Annotated in this window: 17 protein-coding genes; 7 read left to right on the top strand and 10 right to left on the bottom strand. The window is 71.4% G+C overall.

From position 1 onward, the window contains the following. Window positions 1-10: 10 nt before the first annotated feature. Genes AA23TX_RS48410 through AA23TX_RS48395 form a run of 4 tightly spaced genes read right to left on the bottom strand, consistent with a single transcriptional unit; the run spans window position 11 to window position 3,788 of the window. A complete protein-coding gene (locus AA23TX_RS48410) occupies window positions 11-1,261 on the bottom strand; it encodes a PucR family transcriptional regulator (RefSeq protein WP_155549782.1) in 1,251 nt (416 codons plus the stop codon). Window positions 1,262-1,285: 24 nt separating this feature from the next. Beyond that, entirely contained in the window at window positions 1,286-1,984 is a 699-nt protein-coding gene (locus tag AA23TX_RS48405; RefSeq protein ID WP_230863141.1) for an alpha/beta fold hydrolase, read from the bottom strand. Further along, a complete protein-coding gene (locus AA23TX_RS48400) occupies window positions 1,981-3,102 on the bottom strand; it encodes an FAD-dependent oxidoreductase (protein ID WP_155549781.1) in 1,122 nt (373 codons plus the stop codon). Before AA23TX_RS48400 ends, AA23TX_RS48405 begins: the two co-directional genes overlap by 4 nt. Then, entirely contained in the window at window positions 3,099-3,788 is a 690-nt protein-coding gene (locus AA23TX_RS48395) for a TetR/AcrR family transcriptional regulator (RefSeq protein WP_155549780.1), read from the bottom strand. The genes AA23TX_RS48400 and AA23TX_RS48395 overlap by 4 nt, the downstream gene beginning before the upstream one ends. A 427-nt stretch (window positions 3,789-4,215) precedes the next feature. On the opposite strand from AA23TX_RS48395, the gene AA23TX_RS48390 reads away from it, so the two are divergent. Beyond that, window positions 4,216-4,641 (top strand): DoxX family protein, encoded by a 426-nt coding sequence (locus AA23TX_RS48390; RefSeq protein WP_155549779.1) that lies wholly within the window; start codon window positions 4,216-4,218, stop codon window positions 4,639-4,641. Here AA23TX_RS48390 and AA23TX_RS48385 read toward each other — a convergent pair. Further along, entirely contained in the window at window positions 4,638-5,144 is a 507-nt protein-coding gene (locus tag AA23TX_RS48385) for a VOC family protein (protein WP_155549778.1), read from the bottom strand. The genes AA23TX_RS48390 and AA23TX_RS48385 overlap by 4 nt on opposite strands. 37 nt (window positions 5,145-5,181) lie before the next feature. Then, window positions 5,182-5,826 carry a TetR/AcrR family transcriptional regulator gene (locus AA23TX_RS48380; protein WP_155549777.1) on the bottom strand — a complete coding sequence of 215 codons (645 nt, stop codon included), beginning with the start codon at window positions 5,824-5,826 and terminating at the stop codon, window positions 5,182-5,184. A gap of 50 nt (window positions 5,827-5,876) precedes the next feature. On the opposite strand from AA23TX_RS48380, the gene AA23TX_RS48375 reads away from it, so the two are divergent. The 3 genes from AA23TX_RS48375 to AA23TX_RS48365 all read left to right on the top strand — a co-directional run bounded on the left by AA23TX_RS48375 (window position 5,877) and on the right by AA23TX_RS48365 (window position 8,033). Next, window positions 5,877-6,314, top strand: coding sequence for a YybH family protein (locus tag AA23TX_RS48375; protein ID WP_155549776.1), 438 nt, complete (start codon window positions 5,877-5,879; stop codon window positions 6,312-6,314). A 254-nt stretch (window positions 6,315-6,568) separates the two neighbouring features. After that, window positions 6,569-7,438, top strand: a complete 870-nt coding sequence (locus AA23TX_RS48370; protein ID WP_155549775.1) for an alpha/beta fold hydrolase — start codon at window positions 6,569-6,571, stop codon at window positions 7,436-7,438. Window positions 7,439-7,442: 4 nt separating this feature from the next. Beyond that, window positions 7,443-8,033, top strand: a complete 591-nt coding sequence (locus tag AA23TX_RS48365) for a TetR/AcrR family transcriptional regulator (RefSeq protein ID WP_155549774.1) — start codon at window positions 7,443-7,445, stop codon at window positions 8,031-8,033. Here the strand turns inward: AA23TX_RS48365 and AA23TX_RS48360 are convergent. Both AA23TX_RS48360 and AA23TX_RS48355 read right to left on the bottom strand, forming a co-directional pair. After that, window positions 8,030-8,572, bottom strand: a complete 543-nt coding sequence (locus AA23TX_RS48360; RefSeq protein WP_155549773.1) for a dihydrofolate reductase family protein — start codon at window positions 8,570-8,572, stop codon at window positions 8,030-8,032. The two genes, AA23TX_RS48365 and AA23TX_RS48360, sit on opposite strands and share 4 nt — an antisense overlap. A gap of 100 nt (window positions 8,573-8,672) precedes the next feature. Further along, entirely contained in the window at window positions 8,673-9,794 is a 1,122-nt protein-coding gene (locus AA23TX_RS48355) for a S1 family peptidase (protein WP_155549772.1), read from the bottom strand. A gap of 381 nt (window positions 9,795-10,175) precedes the next feature. Here AA23TX_RS48355 and AA23TX_RS48350 point away from each other — a divergent pair, with 381 nt between their 5' ends. Then, window positions 10,176-11,264 carry a mandelate racemase/muconate lactonizing enzyme family protein gene (locus AA23TX_RS48350; protein ID WP_155549771.1) on the top strand — a complete coding sequence of 363 codons (1,089 nt, stop codon included), beginning with the start codon at window positions 10,176-10,178 and terminating at the stop codon, window positions 11,262-11,264. A 63-nt stretch (window positions 11,265-11,327) separates the two neighbouring features. Here AA23TX_RS48350 and AA23TX_RS48345 read toward each other — a convergent pair whose 3' ends face one another. After that, window positions 11,328-11,657, bottom strand: a complete 330-nt coding sequence (locus AA23TX_RS48345) for a hypothetical protein (protein WP_230863140.1) — start codon at window positions 11,655-11,657, stop codon at window positions 11,328-11,330. A gap of 147 nt (window positions 11,658-11,804) precedes the next feature. After that, window positions 11,805-13,514: a sulfatase-like hydrolase/transferase gene (locus AA23TX_RS48340; RefSeq protein WP_155549770.1), complete on the bottom strand. Its 1,710-nt coding sequence runs from the start codon at window positions 13,512-13,514 to the stop codon at window positions 11,805-11,807. Between the two features lie 382 nt (window positions 13,515-13,896). Between AA23TX_RS48340 and AA23TX_RS48335 the strand changes: the two genes are divergently transcribed. Continuing rightward, window positions 13,897-14,091, top strand: a complete 195-nt coding sequence (locus tag AA23TX_RS48335; protein ID WP_155549769.1) for an antitoxin — start codon at window positions 13,897-13,899, stop codon at window positions 14,089-14,091. A 75-nt stretch (window positions 14,092-14,166) separates the two neighbouring features. Beyond that, complete coding sequence (locus AA23TX_RS48330; protein ID WP_155549768.1) at window positions 14,167-15,339, top strand: VanZ family protein; 1,173 nt, start codon at window positions 14,167-14,169, stop codon at window positions 15,337-15,339. Window positions 15,340-15,376 lie beyond the last annotated feature (37 nt).

The raw sequence follows: 15,376 nt of genomic DNA, 5'->3' as shown, positions 1-15,376 counted from the left end.
GGTACCAAAGTCACGCCGGCGACAGCACGGCCGCGCCCAGGCGCTGGCTCAGGTTGAGCGCGAGCTCGACGTCCAGGCGGCTTTCGGCGAGCCCGCGCGGCAGCAGCTCCTGGGCCTTGCGGACGCGGTACTGCACCGAGTTCTTGTGCATCGTCAGCTCGCCCGCGGCCGTCGTGTAGCTGCCGCCGGCCGCGAGGAACACGCGCAGGGTGTCGCGCAGCCGCGCGCAGTTCTCGTCGTCGGCGCTCAACGGCCCGAGCGTGCTCGCGACCCACAGCCGGGCCGCGTTGAGGTCGGTCGTCATCAGCGCGACCGTGCCGACCTCGCGGAAGGTCAGCACGCGGTCGCAGTGCTCGCCGGCGGCCAGCGCCAGTGCGTGCACCCGGCGGGCCTGCTGGTGGGTGTCGCGGAAGCCGGCGACGCCGGTGCCGGGGTCGCCGACCGTGACGCGCACGCCCGGGTCGGCCTCCGCGAGCGCGGCGTCGAGGTGCTCGCGGCGGACCGACGCCACCGGGAGCCAGGCCCACGCGCCGGCCTCGTCCCGGGGCACGAACAGCGGACGCCCCTCGCCGCCGGCGCGCTCGAGCACCGCACCCGCGACCGACTCCAGCAGCGACAGCACGTCATGGGTCTCGGACGCGTGCCAGACGATCATCCCCACGTGCGTGCCGCGCAGGCGGTAGCCGATGACCGCCTCGGCCGCGTCGACGTCCGGCGGGCCGCCGTTCTCGCTCAGCAGGTCCAGCACTTTCGCCGCCCGTGCGGCGCTCCGGTTGAGCAGCCACTTGTCGCGTTCGTCCTGGTAGACGCCCACGAGCTGGCGCACCACCCGCGTGATGAACTCGTAGGCGACCTTGAGCAGCCGGCGCATCATGGCCCCGAGCAGGGCCGCGTCGTCGACGAGCCGGATGCACTCCTGGAACCCGAAGTCGAGCATCGCGGCCTGCCCGAGGTCGTACGCGCGGATCAGGTCGAACACCGGCGTGCCGCGCTGCGCCAGCCGGCGCGCGTACTCCATCGCCGCGGCCGGCGGCTCGACCGTCGCGGGGTCGATACCGTGCTGGAGGATCTGCAGGGCGGTCTCGATGTTCTGGTAGACGCTCGCCGACAGCAGGCTCACCATGCGCTCGTCGTCGTTGACCAGCTGCGGCAGATCGGCCGCGTACAGCTGGACCAGGTCCCCGGTCAGCTCGCCCGCCCGGTCCGCGAGAGTGGCGGCGATCTGCCGGATGCGGTCCGAGACGGCTTCTTCGTCCACCATGGAGCCACTCTACGGGGTGAACGATCAAGCTCGTCCGGCGAACTCGTCGATCACCGCGAACGTTTCGGCCGGTGCCTGAACGTGCGGCACGTGTCCCGCACCCGCGACGACCTCGAACCGCGCGTCCGCGAACGCGGCCGCGTAGACCTTGCCGAACTCCGGCGGCACGACGACGTCGTCCGCGCCCCACACCAGCAGCGCCGGGATCCGGACGCGCGCGAGCCGGCGCAGCAGCTTCGGGTCGGCGATGCCCGGGCCCCCGTAGGCCCGCAGCGCGGCCATGTCGGCGGGGTCCGGCCCGGGCGCGCCGGGCGGAGGCTGCGGCAGGCTGATGGCGTGGCCCTCGACCTCCGGGCCGATGCCGTCGAGCACGACCAGCCGGCCGAGACGGTGCCCGCGGTCGCGCACGGCCATTTCGGACGCGACCCAGCCGCCGAAGGAGCTGGCGACCACGAGGACGTCGTCGACGTCTTCGTCGTCCAGCAGGTCGAGGTAGGTGATGGCCAGGTCGTCGACGCCGGAGAACCAGTCCGGGCGGGGCGTGCCGGACCAGCCGGGGTGGGTCGGCGCGAGCACGCGCGCGGTGGGGGCGAAGTGCTCGACGATCGGCTCGACGCCCCGCGGGCCGGCGCCGCCGTGCAGGACCAGCACGGTGCGGTTGCCGCGGCCGGTGTCGACGAGCGGGATGTCCAGTCCGGGGTGCGGACGCAGTGTGCGGCTCATGAGGGGTTTCCTTCCGGTCGGTGAGCGGTGTGGGCCAGCATCTGCTCGACCATCGCGGCGGGCGCGTCCGGCCGGAAGCAGGCTTCAAGGTTGTCCGCCGAGTCGCGGGCGGCCTCTTCCGCCCGGGGGAACAGCGCGGTTTCGTAGGCCGAGAGAGCGCTCTCGACGTCGTCGTGGGCGGCGAGGGCGAGGGCCAGTTCGGTCGCGTCGAGCATGGCGAGGTTGGCGCCTTCGCCCGCGAACGGCGACATCACGTGCGCGGCGTCGCCGAGCAGGGTCACCCCCGGCAGCCGGTCCCAGCGGTGGCCGACGGGGAGAGCGTGGATCGGGCGCGGGATCAAGGGGTCGTCGCTCTCTTCGAGCAGGGCGCGCAGCCCGGCGTCGAAGCCGGCGAAGACGTCGAGCAGGCGCTCGCGGTCGGCCAGGTCCGCGGCCTCGGCGGGGTCTTCGGTCCGGACGGCGGCGTACACGCGGATCCGGCCGCCGCCGGTGCGCTGGGCGATCAGGCCCTTCCCGCCGGCCAGCGCGAACATCGATCCCTGGCCGACGAGCGCGGCCGCCGCCGGGTTTCGTTCGTCCACATCGGACAGGTGGGCCTCCACGAACGACAGTCCGGAGTAGACCGGTACGGCGGCCGACAACAGCGGCCGGACCTTCGACCACGCGCCGTCCGCGCCGACGACCAGATCCGCTTCGACGACCTCGCCGGTGCGCAGGACAAGCCGGCCGGCGGACACCGCCGTCACCTTGGTGCCCCAGCGGATGACGCCTGACGGCAGCGATTCGACCAGGATCCGTTTGAGGGCACCGCGATCCACCTCGGGCCGGGTACCACCACTCTCTTCGGCGGTCTCCTCGAACCGGACGACGCCGTGCCGGTCCAGGATCCGCAGCGCCTCGCCTTCTTCCCGGGCGACCGCGCGGAACCGGTCGAGGAGCCCGGCTTCGGCGAGGGCGCGCAGCCCGGACTCTTCGTGCAGGTCCAGGGTGCCGCCCTGGTCGCGGGCGGCCGGCGAGGCGTCGAGCTCGTAGACGGTGGCGTCGATGCCGCGGGTGTGCAGGACGCGGGCCAGCGTCAGGCCACCCAGGCCGCCGCCGACGACGGCGATCCCGGTCATCGGGTCTCCTCGGGTTCGGGTCGCGGGGTGGCGAGCGCGCCGTTGAGCAGTGCGTCGAACGCCCACCGGGTGCGAGCGGGGCCGGGGCCGGACACCAAGTCGGCGGCCAGCGCGGCGATGTGCGGGTGGGTGTCGGCCGAAGCGGTGCCCACGGACTCGACCATGACCTCGTGTTCACGGGCGGCGCCCGGCTTCTCGCGGCGGGTGCCGTGTTCGACGGCGGTCGCAGTGGCGGTCAACAACAGCACGTCGACCGCCCAGGCGGCCTGCCCGGGCGCCATGCCACCCTCGTCGAGCAGCGCGAGCACCGCCTCGACGACGGCCAGGTAGTGCGGTCCGCTCAGCCGGGTCACCAGCGCGACGCGGGCGAGGCTCGGCTGCGCGAACAGCACCGACCGATAGGAGTCCAGCACCGCCCACAGGCGCTCACGCCAGTCCCCCACCCCGTCGAAGCCGACCTCGGCGAGCAGTTCGTCGAGCATCGCGGCGCGCAGCTCTTCGGTGTCCTTGACGTACACGTAGAGCGAAGCCGCGCCGGTGTCCAGCTCCTGGGCGAGCCGGCGCATGGTGACGCGCTCGACGCCCTCGGCGCGCAGGAGGGCGACGGCGGTCGCGACGATGCCTTCGCGGGTCAACGCCGGTTTCGCCGGACGCTCCCGGCGGTTGTAGGTGCTTTCCGGAGCCATGGCTCCACTGTAGCGAACATGTTCGTTACGAGCACGTTCGGGACGAACATGTTCGTGCCGGGTTCGTCACAACCTCCCGGACACACCCCGAGCGGCCCGATCCGGTCCACCAGGCACCACGAGCACAGCTGCCCGACGAATATTTCCGGGCGACAAAATTCGGAAACAAAAGCGAAACACGGACCAGCCGCGAAACTGGTCTGGACCAGAATAGGAAGATCACCCATCTGGCGGATTCCGTTGCTACCACAAGGTAAACGCAGAGGTATAGACCACTCTGGCACTTTGCCGGAGAAAACCGGTTAAGCAACTTTCGGGGGGTGTGTCACCTTCTCACGAGCGGTATATCTGGGACCACCGAATCCCCCGTGGCCGGCCGCCCCGCCGGCCGGTTCGATGCCGCCCGCTCCCGCACACCGGAGGCACCATGCACCGCCTGGACCCGGCCCGCGACCACGTCATCGGTCTCTACCGCATCGTCATCGGCTTCTTGTTCGCCTGCCACGGCCTCAAAACGCTGTTCGGCCTCTTCGGCGCGAAGGCTCCCGCCGTCGTCGGGGCGTGGCCCGGGTGGTGGGCCGCGGTGATCCAGCTCGTCTGCGGCACGCTGGTCTGCCTGGGCCTCGGCACCCGGACGGCGGCCGTGCTCGGCTCCGGCTCGATGGCCTTCGCCTACTTCACCGCGCACCTGCCGAACGGGTTGTTCCCGATCCAGAACGGCGGCGAGGCCGCGACCCTGTTCTGCTGGAGCCTGCTCGTGGTCGCGTTCGTCGGCCCCGGCCGCTTCGCGCTCGGCAACCTCCCCGCCCTGCAACGGACTTCCGAGCCGGCGCGGGACCGCGTGCCGGCCTAGGGGCGCGAGATCCCGACGCCGCTGCGTGCGTCGGGACCGTACTTCGCCAGCTCCGCCGCGAGGTCGAGCCGCCCGGTCTTGGCCCGGTCGTCGTCGGTCAGCAGCTCGCGCGGGATGATCCAGACGACCTCGAGCTCGAGCCCGCTGGGATCCTTGGCGTACAAGGACTTCGTGGTGCCGTGGTCGGACGAGCCCACCAGTGCGCCGGCCTCGGCGAGGCGGCCGGCGAGCTGGTCGAGGTCGCCGAGCGTGTCGACCTCCCACGCGAGGTGGTACAGCCCCACCGAAGTCTGTCCCGCACCCGAGGCCGCGGCGTGCGAGCCGAGTTCGAACAGGCCGAGGTCGTGGTCGTTGGTCGACCCGGGCGCGCGCAGGAACGCCGCGCCGCGGTGCACGTCGCCGCCTTCGATGTAGTCGAAGCCCAGGACGTCCCGGTAGAACGCGACGCTTTCGGCCAGATCCCGGACGTAGAGCACGGCGTGGTTCAGGCGAAAGATCGACATCGGGGCTCCCCGCGCGGCACGCGAATCGGTTGAAGTTTCAACCGAAGGTTACCACGAACGACGACACCCACAGCCGGCCCAGCCAGGCCGCGTACCGCTCGTCGGACCACCCCTGACACTCGACGAGCCGGTGCCACAGCGTCCCGTCCGTCGTGGACCACAGCACGTCGCGGCACTCGTCTTCGGAGACGGCCAGCCGGCCGGTGGCCGCCGCCTCGCGCGCGTGACCGCCCATGCTCTCCAGCCGCTGCCGGTCGATCTCGGCGAGCATCGCCGCCGCCGCGGGATCACTGGCCGCGGCACCGCGCACGGCGAGGTGCAGCCGCGCGGTCCGCCGCATCGCCGCGGTGTTGACGATCGCGAACGCCGCGAACCGGGTCCGCAGGTCGGGCTCGGCGAACAGGGCCCGCAACGGCGGTCGCTCCAGCATCGGCACGTCTTCGTCGTCCCCGCCGACGGTCACGTCCCAGGTCCGATGCAGCAGCGCCGGCTTGTTCTTGAACGCCGAGTAGACCGTCTCGGGCGCGACCCCGGCCTCGGCGGCGACGTCGGCGATGGTCGTCCGGCCGTAACCCTTCGTGACGAACAGGTCGTGTGCCGCGCTCAGGATGCGCCGCCGGTTCTCCTTCGCCTGCTCCTGCCGCCGGCTCGAGTCGTAGCGACGCTTGACGGGCCCACTCATCCGATACATCCTCACTGTATTGAAAACAGTCCGACTGTATTGGAGTCATCATGCCAGCACCCGCCGAAGAGTTCCTGGCCGACATGCTGCCGCGGCAGACCGCCGCCGAACGGGCTGTGCACCACGGGGACGCGGGCCCGCGCACCGCACTGTGGTCGAAGGCCGACCCGGTGACGCTTTTCGGGGCCTGGCTGCCGATCCGCACCGGCTGGGCGGACGTGGGCGACGCGTTCCGCCGGGTCGCCGCCCAGTTCTCCGACTCCCGCGAATACCGCTTCGAAGTCATCGCCGCGGGCGCGAGCGGCGACCTCGCCTACACCGTCGGCTTCGAGCACAACACCGTGTCGGTCAACGGCCGGCCGACGACCTACACCCTGCGCGTCACGCACGTGTACCGCCGCGAAGACGGCGAGTGGCGGATCGTCCACCGGCACGGCGACCGGCCACCGGACGAACCCGCGCCGGAGGATTCGCTCCACTCTCGGTAGGTCCGGTGACCGACCGGGCGACAAACCTTCGACACCGCATCGAGGCCCTGGTCAGGCACCCCGGCGGTTCGTAAGGTGGTTGCACCGCAGGACATCGTGTCAGCTGTCCCGCGGGCGGTGGTGACCCCGGATCCGACCTTTCCCCGAAGCCAAGTCCGGGGCACCACCGCGTCCCTCTCCCCTGCTCGACAGCCGGCCATCAACCCGTGCGGGGTTCATTTACATACATACACCACGTATGTACTCTCGTCTTCATGACGAAGCGAAGCGAATCCCTGGGCCGGGAGCACCGGGTCCGGCTGCCGGCCGGCGAGGTGCGGTACTTCGAGCGGGGCGTGGGCGCACCGGTGGTGTTCGTCCACGGCGTGCTGACGAACGCCGAGCTGTGGCGGAAAGTCACCCCCGAAGTCGCCGCCGCCGGGTTCCGGTGCCTGGCCCCGGATCTGCCACTGGGCTCGCACGACCTCCCGATGCGCGCGGACGCCGACCTGTCCCCCACCGGCAACGCCGACCTGATCGCGGACTTCCTCGACGCGCTCGACCTGCGGGACGTCACGCTCGTCGCGAACGACACCGGCGGCGCGCTCACGCAGATCCTGCTCAGCCGCCGCCCGGAGCGGGTCGCGCGGGTCGTGCTCACGCCGTCCGACTGCTTCGAGTACTTCTTCCCGCCGATCTTCAAAGCGCTGCCGCCCTTCGCGCGGATCCCCGGTTCGATGGCGGTGCTCGGGCAGCTGCTGCGGATCCGCGCGCTGTACCCGTTGCCGCTGCTCTTCGGCTGGGTGGTCAAGCGGCCGCTGCCGGACGCCGTCGCGCAGGCCTACCTCTCGCCGCTGCGGAAGTCCGCCGGGGTGCGCCGCGACCTGCGCAAGCTGCTGCGAGACGTGCACCCGCGGCACACGCTCGCCGCCGCCGAGGCGCTGCGGACCTTCGACCGGCCGGTGCTCCTCGCCTGGGCGCCGGAGGACAAGCTGTTCCCCCTCGCACTGGCCCACCGGCTTGCCGCGCTCCTGCCGGACGCGAAGGTCGTGGAGGTGCCCGACTCCTTCACGTTCGTCTCCGAAGACCAGCCCGCCGCACTGGCCGGGCACATCGTCGAGTTCGCGGGCGTCATGGCAGATTAGGCGGGTGCGACGTACCCAGCAGGACCGTTCCGCCGGCACGAAGGCCGCCCTGGTCGCCGCCGCGCGCGAACTGTTCGCCGCCCGCGGCTACCAGGCCGTCCCGGCGGACGAGATCACCCGCGCCGCCGGCGTCACCCGCGGCGCGCTGTACCACCACTACGCCGACAAGCAGGGCTTGTTCCGCGCCGTCGTCGAAGAGCTGGAACGCGAGCTGACCGAGGAGGTCCAGGCCGCGTTCGCCGGCGGCTCGGACCCGCTGACCGGGATGATGCACGGCCTCGGCGTCTTTCTCGACGCCTGCCTGCGCGAGGAGGTCCGCCGCATCTCGCTCACCGACGCGCCCGCCGTGCTGGGCTGGGACGTCTGGCGCGAGATCGAGGCGGAGTACGGCCTCGGCCTGATCGTCGCCGTGCTGGAGCGGGCCAGGGCGGACGGGCTGATCGTGGAGACACCCGTGCGCGCCCTGGCCCAGCTGGTGCTCAGCGCGGTGATGGAGGCGGCGCGGATGATCGCCGCGGCCGACGACCCGGCGCGAACGCGCGTCGAGGTCCAGCAGGTCCTCGGCGGCTGGCTCGCGAGCCTCCTGCGGACCTAGCGCGTCCGGTAGGTGCTGAGCACCGCGGGCCCGACCCGCGTGGTGGACACCAGCGAGAGGTCCGCAGGGGCTTCGAAGAGCCGCCGGCCCGCGCCGGCGACGCTCGGGAACACGAGCAGGCGGTACTCGTCGACCAGGCCGGCGCGGCCGAGCTCCTGCGCGATCCCGATGGACCCGATGACGATCACGTCGTGCTCGTGACGCCGAACTTCCTCGGCGAGATCTCCTCGCAGCAGCGCGGAGTTCCGCCATCCGGACACGTCGGCGAGCGTTCGCGAGGCCACCAGCTTCCGTGCCGCGTTGAGCCGGTCGGGGAACTCGCCCGTGCGGCCGGGCCACAGCTTCGCGAACAGCTCCCAGGTCGTCCGGCCGAGCAGCAGGGTTCCGGTGTCGAGCCGCTCGCCGAGCCGGAACTTGTCCCCCGCGACGGCCTCCGGGCCGTGCCGGAACGCCCAGCCGCCGATGGCCGTGCTCCCGGAACCGTCCGGGTCCTCGACGACACCGTCCAGGGTGAGGAACTCGACGACGATCACGCTCATGACTGCTCCCGGTGGGTTCGCCGCGCTCTGGTGGCACGGCCTCACCGGTACCTACCGGCGGCGGCCGCCGGATTCATCGGCCGCCGCCGGAAAATATTGGCTACGCCGTGACGAGCGACAGGCCGTAGGTCTGCAGGATCTCGTTCACCGGCTGGAACCACGTCTCGCCGCCGGAGCTGCAGTTGCCCCAGCCACCGGAGGTCACACCCTGGGCCTGGTCGCCGGTGATGAAGGAGCCGCCGGAGTCACCGGGTTCGGCGCAGACGTTGGTGCGCGTCATCTGGTAGACCGCGCCCTGGGAGTAGTTGACGGTCTCGTTGAGCCCCAGCACCGTGCCGCAGTGCCAGTGCGTGGTCGAGCCCGAGCGGCACACCGAGGTGCCGACCGGCGCGACCCACGAGCCGCGGACGAGCGCGTCGCTCACCGTACCCCAGCCGAGCACGACCGGTGCGGTCCACCAGCCGTTGCCGATGCGGATGAACGAATAGTCGTTGCCGGGGAAGGAAGAGCCGGCGAAGCTGCCCATCGCCGAGCCGTCCCAGCCGACCACCGAGCTGCCGGCACCACCGCAGTGACCGGCGCTGACGAAGCCGCCCTGCACCGAGAAGCCGATCGAGCACCGGGTGTTGCCGTTGATGTAGTACGGATCGCCACCGACGGTCCCGGCCGAGAAGGGCTCGGCGGCCGGCGCGGTCGCGACCGTCACCGGGCCCGCTTTCCGCGCTTTCGCGAGGAAGGAGTCGGCGTCGGCGCTGTGCGCGCCCGGCCGCAGGGTGACGACGACACTGCCGGTGCGCGGGTCGGTGCGCCAGCCGCTGACCGCCGCCGGAGCGGGATCCGCCTTGGCCACGGCGTCGATCGCGGCCTTGGTCGCGTCGAGCTTCGCGGCGCTGACCTTCGCCGGCGTGGTTTCGGCACCGGCCCGCCGGACGGCGTCGGCCGCGGCCGGGTCGGTCACGCCGACGACGAGCTTGCCGAGCGCGGGGTCGAACCAGGCGCCACCGAAGGCGGCTCCGGCGGCCTTTTCGGCGGCCGGCATCACCCGCGCGGCGGTGATTTCCTGGCCGAGGCGGGTTTCGGCCTGGGCGGCGGTCAGGCCGAAGTCCCGCTGCATGGCGGCGATCAACCCGGGCGAGGCCACGGCCGGGGTGAGCGACGCGGAAGCGAGGGAAGCGGTCAGGACGGCGGCACCGCCGAGGGCGAGGGCGATTCTTCGACGCATGAGATCTCCTTCGAGGCAGGGGGGAAAGAAACTCACCGTGCGCCGAGTGTGCGGGCGGATCGTGCGGGTGGTCCAGATTTGTCCGGTCTTCTGTCCGGAATTCGCGGAGGCGAACGTCTGTCCGATGTGGACTCAACAACGAGATGCGTTGCGCGGCAGGGTGTTTCCGGAACGCGAAGAACCGCGAACAGGTCTCACCTGTCCGCGTCGACGAAGGTCTGGACCAAGTACAGCACGGGGGCAAGGGCGGCGGCCGGAACCAGAGTCTGCGGGGCAGCAGACGTGCATGACCGTCCCCCTCAGCGGCACCCCGGCCGTTGACAGCGCTCCCCCGCGCGGCCAGAATCATATTTCCTATAGGATTCTGCGTCAGGGGGATCATTGACTGTCGTCACGCGCGCCGAGGCCTTTCTCGTCGACGTCGAGGTCGAGCGGGCCCGGACCGACGCCGTGCAGGCGTTCACCTCCCAGGAGACCGTCTTCGTCGAGCTGGCCACCGACGACGGCGGCCGCGGGCTCGGCTACTCCTACACGATCGGCACCGGGGGCAGCTCCGTCGTCGCGCTGCTGCGCGACCACCTGCTCCCCCGGCTCGTCGGACGGGACTCGCGGCTGGTCGAGGCACTGTGGCGGGACCTCTTCGCCGCGACCCGGGCGACGACCGTCGGCGCCATCACCGCACTCGCGCTCGCCGCCGTCGACACCGCGCTGTGGGACCTCAAGTGCCTGCGCGCCGGCGAACCCCTGTGGCGCGTCGCGGGCGGGTTCCGGTCGCGCGTCCCGCTCTACGACACCGAGGGCGGCTGGCTGCACCTGAGCACCGAGGAACTCGCGGCGGGAGCGAAAGCCGCCGCGGCCGCCGGGTGGGGCGGCGTCAAGGTGAAGATCGGCAAGCCGGACGCCGGCGAAGACCTCGAACGGCTCACCGCGGTCCGCGAGGCCGTCGGGCCGCGGTTCGACGTGATGGTGGACGCGAACCAGTCGATGACGGCCGCCGAGGCCGTCCGGCGGGCGGCGGCGTTCGGCCCGCTCGACCTGTTCTGGCTGGAGGAACCGCTGCCGGCCGACGACGTCTCCGGGCACGCCCGGCTCGCCGCCGCGACCGCCGTCCCGATCGCCGTCGGCGAGTCGCTCTACTCGGTGGCCCAGTTCCGCGACTACCTGCACCGCGGTGCCGCGTCGATCGTGCAGCCCGACGTGGCCCGGGTCGGCGGCATCACGCCGTGGCTCAAGGTCGCCCACCTCGCCGAAGCCTTCAACGTCGAGGTCTGCCCGCACTTCCTCATGGAACTGCACGTGAGCCTGACGGCGGCCGTGCCGAACGGCCGGTACGTCGAACACATCCCGCAGCTGCGGGCGATCACCCGCACCGAACTCACCGTCGAAAACGGCCATGCGGTGCCCCCGGAAAACCCCGGGCTCGGAATCGACTGGGACCGCGACGCCATGGACGACCGCCGCACCTCGTGAAAACTCCGGACACGACACTGTCCGGCCACCCGGAAATGGGTGGCCGGACAGTTCTGCCGGAAATCAGATTTCGTCGACCCGGTAGGTGACCACCCGCGCCGGCACCAGCAGCGCCCCGGAGCATTCCGCGACCGCCGGACCGAATCCGTACGGCACGAAATCACCGGCCACGAACCAGAACGCGCTGCCGTTGGCACAGTGGGCGATCACGCGGTACCCGTAGCCCTCGCCGGGGAAGCAGCTGACCGACACGCCCTGTCCGAAGAGCGTTCCGTAGCGCTCGCCGAAGCAACCGGGTGGCGCGAAGTCGCCGCCGGCCGCGGCCGCGGGCACGACCGACAATCCGAACAGCGAAAACACAGCGACCGCGAATACCGTCAATTTCCTTCGCATGACCACTCCTCAGCGCGGAGAACCCCGACGTTATGGAGCCTAGGAGAACGGAAGAATTACCGGCAATTCATCGGGCCAGTGAATGCGAGCGCAGCGCAAAGTCACCACGCTGCTCCATCCGGGCTAGCGCGGGTCCGAACGAGACGGTCAACGGGCGAACGCGGTCAGGAACCGGTCGCGGAAGGAGTCCATCTTCCACACCGGCGCCTGCGCGGCGGGGTGCAGGCCGTCGGTCCAGCCCCAGCCGGAGATCCGGTCCAGCACCTTCGGGTCCTTCGCCACGATCGTGATCGGCACGTCGTGCACCGCGCCCTGCGGCGTGACGACCGGCGGCTGGTGGTCGCCGAGGAAGACGAGCACCGTGTTCTCGTCGCCGTAGTGCTGCATGAACGAGATGAGCGTCTTCAGGGAGTAGTCGGTGGCGTCCCGGTAGGCGTCGCGGATCTTCGCGGGGTCCTTCCAGACCGACTCCGGCGCCTCCCCCGCACCCGGCTGCGGCGCGAAGATCGAGCCGTCGCCGACCTGGTTCCAGTCGACCAGCCAGGGCCGCGGCGACCACGGCGCGTGGCTGGAGACGAGGTCCACCTCGGCCATCACCGGCTTCTGCGCGCTCTTCGCGAGTTCGTTGCGCTGCAGCATGGAAAAGGTGTACTGGTCCGGCATCGTCGCGTAGGCGAACCCGGGACCCTTGTACCCGATGTTCCGGAAGTCGTAGTAGGCGTCCGGGTGGTAGAACCGCTGGCCTTCGGGCCAGTCCTTCGTGTGCGCGGGGACGTCCCAGACCGTCTTCCAGCCCGCCTTCTGGAACGCGCCGCCGAGGGTCAGCCGGTCGCTGTCGAGGAGGTTGTTGTAGCGCTGCTGGTTGTCGATCCACATGCCGGACTCGACGGTGGAGTGCGCGAGCCAGCTGCCGCCGCCGAAGGTCGACGACGAGAGGAACGCGCTCTTCGCACCGATGCCGGCCGCCTTCAGCTCCGCGGTGCCCGCGTCGAGGGTCGCGCCGATCTTCGGCGCGAACGCCGGGTCGTCGAGCGCGACGCGGCCGTAGCTCTCCACGAACGTCAGCACCACGTTCTTGCCGCGCAGCCCGTTCAGCAGCTGGTCGCCCGGGGTGTCCCGGAACGCGTCCGCGGCGGCCAGCTCGCCGAACGGCTGCTGTTCCCGCAGGTCCGTGCTCACCTGGCGCAGGTCGTCGTAGGCCAGTGCGGCGGCGCTCCGGGCCGCGACCGGCTGTCCCGGGGCGATCTCGACGCCGAACACCGAGCAGACGATCCAGATCACGCCGAGCACGGCCACCACGCGCGTCGCGCCGGTGCGCCGGCCGGCGGCGATCCGGCTCAGCCGCAGCATCGCGAGCACCATGAAGGCGACGATCGCGATCGCGAGCACCACGGCGCCCGCCAGGGCCGCGTAAGCACCCACGTCCCCGATTTCCCCCGCGAGGAACTCGATCCCGGCCTTGAAGAAGCTCCAGTCGTAGATCGGGTCGAACGGCTTCTCGAGCGTCGCGTAGAAGCCGGTGTCGAGCGCCTTCAGCACGGTGAGCAGGCCCAGCACCAGCCCGACCAGCACCGCGACGACACCGCGCGCCCGCGGCGGCAGGACCAGCACCAAGGCGGCCACGATCAGGCCTTCCACCGGAACGCGGACCAGCAATTCCGGTGAGAACGAGTTGAGGTCGGCGGGCGCGAGGAGCGCGAACAGCACGAGCAGCGCGGCGAGCACCGTCAGGACGACGCCGGCGACGGCGTGCCTCCGCGCGGTCCGGGGCAGCCCGAAGTCGGGCAGGGCGGCACCCGGGTCCGGGATGCGGCGTCTGGCGCGCCGCGGCAGCGGCAGACCGGTGGTTCCAACCATGACAGCCTCACGTCGTGTTCGCGGTAACGAGCGCCTGCCCTGCGGCGGGCCGGCGCTCCTCACCCCGATATACGGGCCACGGCGGCGCGTGGTTCACGCCGCCGCGCCCGGGTGCGGCCGGCTGCGGGGCTTTCCGGGACGATCCGGACGATCGGCCGCCGCGCGACCGGTTCCCGGCGGTCCGGCCATCGTCGCGCGAGAGAAAGATCCACCGCTACCCGAACTCGCCACCCTCAAACCCGCGGCACCCGCTTTCACCCGGGAAAGGGGCGGTAATACCCACGACAGGTGAGTGCATACGGCCATTCGGTTGCGGGCCGGCTGCGCCGGTGTTCTCCTCGGAAGGTCCGAAGATCGGATTCCGAACGGAAGGCCGGAAGCGATGAACCTGTTCGACAAGGCGAAAGAAGCGCTCGGGAACAACCCCGACAAGGCCGACCAGGGTGTCGACAAGGCCGCCGATGCCGCCAAGCAGCGCTTCGGCGACCACGCCGACAAGATCGACCAGGGCTCGGAGAAGGTGAAGGACTACCTGCACAAGCAGAACGGCGGCGGGCAGGACGCGCCGCCGCAGTAGGCCCGCGCCGGTGCGCGCCCAGCCGTCCGGGGGAAGCACGCTTCGCCACCCGCTCGGCTGGGTACCACCGGCTCCGTGGTCGCCACCTACCTCGTCCCCGTCCGGACAGCCCTCATCCTCTTCCCGTTCCTCGTGCTGGCCGTGATGCTCCCGGCCGCCTTCGTCAGCTACCGCCGGCGGGGCCGCGCCGGCGGATGGCCGACGTTCGTCTTCTACGCGTTCCTCTTCTACCTGCTGGCGATCGCCACGCAGACGGTGCTGCCGCTGCCCGCCGACCCCGCGTACTGCGCGGGTCACACGTACGCGAGTTCTCCGCAGTTGCGGCCTTTCTACTTCGTCGAGGTGGTTTCGCAGCGCGCCCGCGGGCACTGGAGCCCCGGCGCGCTGCTGCACAACCCGGCGGTCTGGACCACCGCGCTCAACGTCGTGATGCTGGCGCCGCTCGGGTTCTACGTCCGCTATGCGCAGCGCATGCGGCTCGTGCCCGCGGCGATGGTCGGCTTCGGCGTGTCGCTGTTCTTCGAGCTGACGCAGCTGACCGGCCTGTGGTTCGTCTACCCGTGCCCGTACCGGCTGTTCAGCGTCGACGACCTGATCCTCAACACCGCCGGTGTCGTCGTCGGCTGGCTGCTGGCCGGCCCGCTCGGCCGGCTGCTGCCCTCGCCGGAGCCCGAGCACGACCGGCGCCGCTACGCCGAGAAGGTCACGTTCACCCGGCGGCTGTTCGCGCTGGCCACCGACCTGCTCGGGTTCGCCGCGCTGCTCGGTTTCCTGTTCGGCCTGCTGACGCTGTTCGGCGAGGACCTCGAGCACCGCGACACGCCGGTCGTGATCCTCGCCCTCGTCTGGTTCGTGGTGCTGCCCGCGGTGACCGGCTCGACGCCGGGGAAGCGGGCGATGCTGCTGCGCGTGGCGCGCCGGGGCCGCCGCCGCGCCGGGCCGATCGCGCTGCTGGTGCGCAACGGCGTCCTGCTTTCGCCGCTGTGGCTCACGTGGATGCTGCTGGACCTGGACCACTGGGACCTCGGCGACCACCCCGAGCAGCTGCTCCTGCCCCTCGCGCTGGCCGCGTCGGTCTTCGTCGTGGGCGTCTGGACGCCCCTGGCGGTGCTGCTCGACGGCGAGCACCGCGCGCCCTACGAACGGCTGACCCGGACGGTCAACGTCGCCATCGTGCCCCCGGGCGCCCCGGCACCGGAACCGGCGGCCGAACCGGCCCGCCCCGAGAAGGTCCTCAAAGGACTGTGACGGGACACGCTGCCCACGATCGGGAGCGCTGGTAGAT

The organism is Amycolatopsis camponoti (assembly GCF_902497555.1).
GTDB lineage: Bacteria > Actinomycetota > Actinomycetes > Mycobacteriales > Pseudonocardiaceae > Amycolatopsis > Amycolatopsis camponoti.
This window is presented reverse-complemented; position numbering and strand designations above follow the sequence as displayed.

Excerpts from the sequence above, each read along its gene's own strand:
- AA23TX_RS48380 (WP_155549777.1), bottom strand. The coding sequence starts at position 5,826 with ATGAGTGGGCCCGTCAAGCGTCGCTACGACTCGAGCCGGCGGCAGGAG.
- AA23TX_RS48335 (WP_155549769.1), top strand. The coding sequence starts at position 13,897 with ATGAACCTGTTCGACAAGGCGAAAGAAGCGCTCGGGAACAACCCCGAC.
- AA23TX_RS48375 (WP_155549776.1), top strand. The coding sequence starts at position 5,877 with ATGCCAGCACCCGCCGAAGAGTTCCTGGCCGACATGCTGCCGCGGCAG.
- AA23TX_RS48405 (WP_230863141.1), bottom strand. The coding sequence starts at position 1,984 with ATGAGCCGCACACTGCGTCCGCACCCCGGACTGGACATCCCGCTCGTC.
- AA23TX_RS48400 (WP_155549781.1), bottom strand. The coding sequence starts at position 3,102 with ATGACCGGGATCGCCGTCGTCGGCGGCGGCCTGGGTGGCCTGACGCTG.
- AA23TX_RS48360 (WP_155549773.1), bottom strand. The coding sequence starts at position 8,572 with ATGAGCGTGATCGTCGTCGAGTTCCTCACCCTGGACGGTGTCGTCGAG.
- AA23TX_RS48340 (WP_155549770.1), bottom strand. The coding sequence starts at position 13,514 with ATGGTTGGAACCACCGGTCTGCCGCTGCCGCGGCGCGCCAGACGCCGC.
- AA23TX_RS48390 (WP_155549779.1), top strand. The coding sequence starts at position 4,216 with ATGCACCGCCTGGACCCGGCCCGCGACCACGTCATCGGTCTCTACCGC.
- AA23TX_RS48410 (WP_155549782.1), bottom strand. The coding sequence starts at position 1,261 with ATGGTGGACGAAGAAGCCGTCTCGGACCGCATCCGGCAGATCGCCGCC.
- AA23TX_RS48355 (WP_155549772.1), bottom strand. The coding sequence starts at position 9,794 with ATGCGTCGAAGAATCGCCCTCGCCCTCGGCGGTGCCGCCGTCCTGACC.
- AA23TX_RS48345 (WP_230863140.1), bottom strand. The coding sequence starts at position 11,657 with ATGCGAAGGAAATTGACGGTATTCGCGGTCGCTGTGTTTTCGCTGTTC.
- AA23TX_RS48385 (WP_155549778.1), bottom strand. The coding sequence starts at position 5,144 with ATGTCGATCTTTCGCCTGAACCACGCCGTGCTCTACGTCCGGGATCTG.
- AA23TX_RS48370 (WP_155549775.1), top strand. The coding sequence starts at position 6,569 with ATGACGAAGCGAAGCGAATCCCTGGGCCGGGAGCACCGGGTCCGGCTG.
- AA23TX_RS48395 (WP_155549780.1), bottom strand. The coding sequence starts at position 3,788 with ATGGCTCCGGAAAGCACCTACAACCGCCGGGAGCGTCCGGCGAAACCG.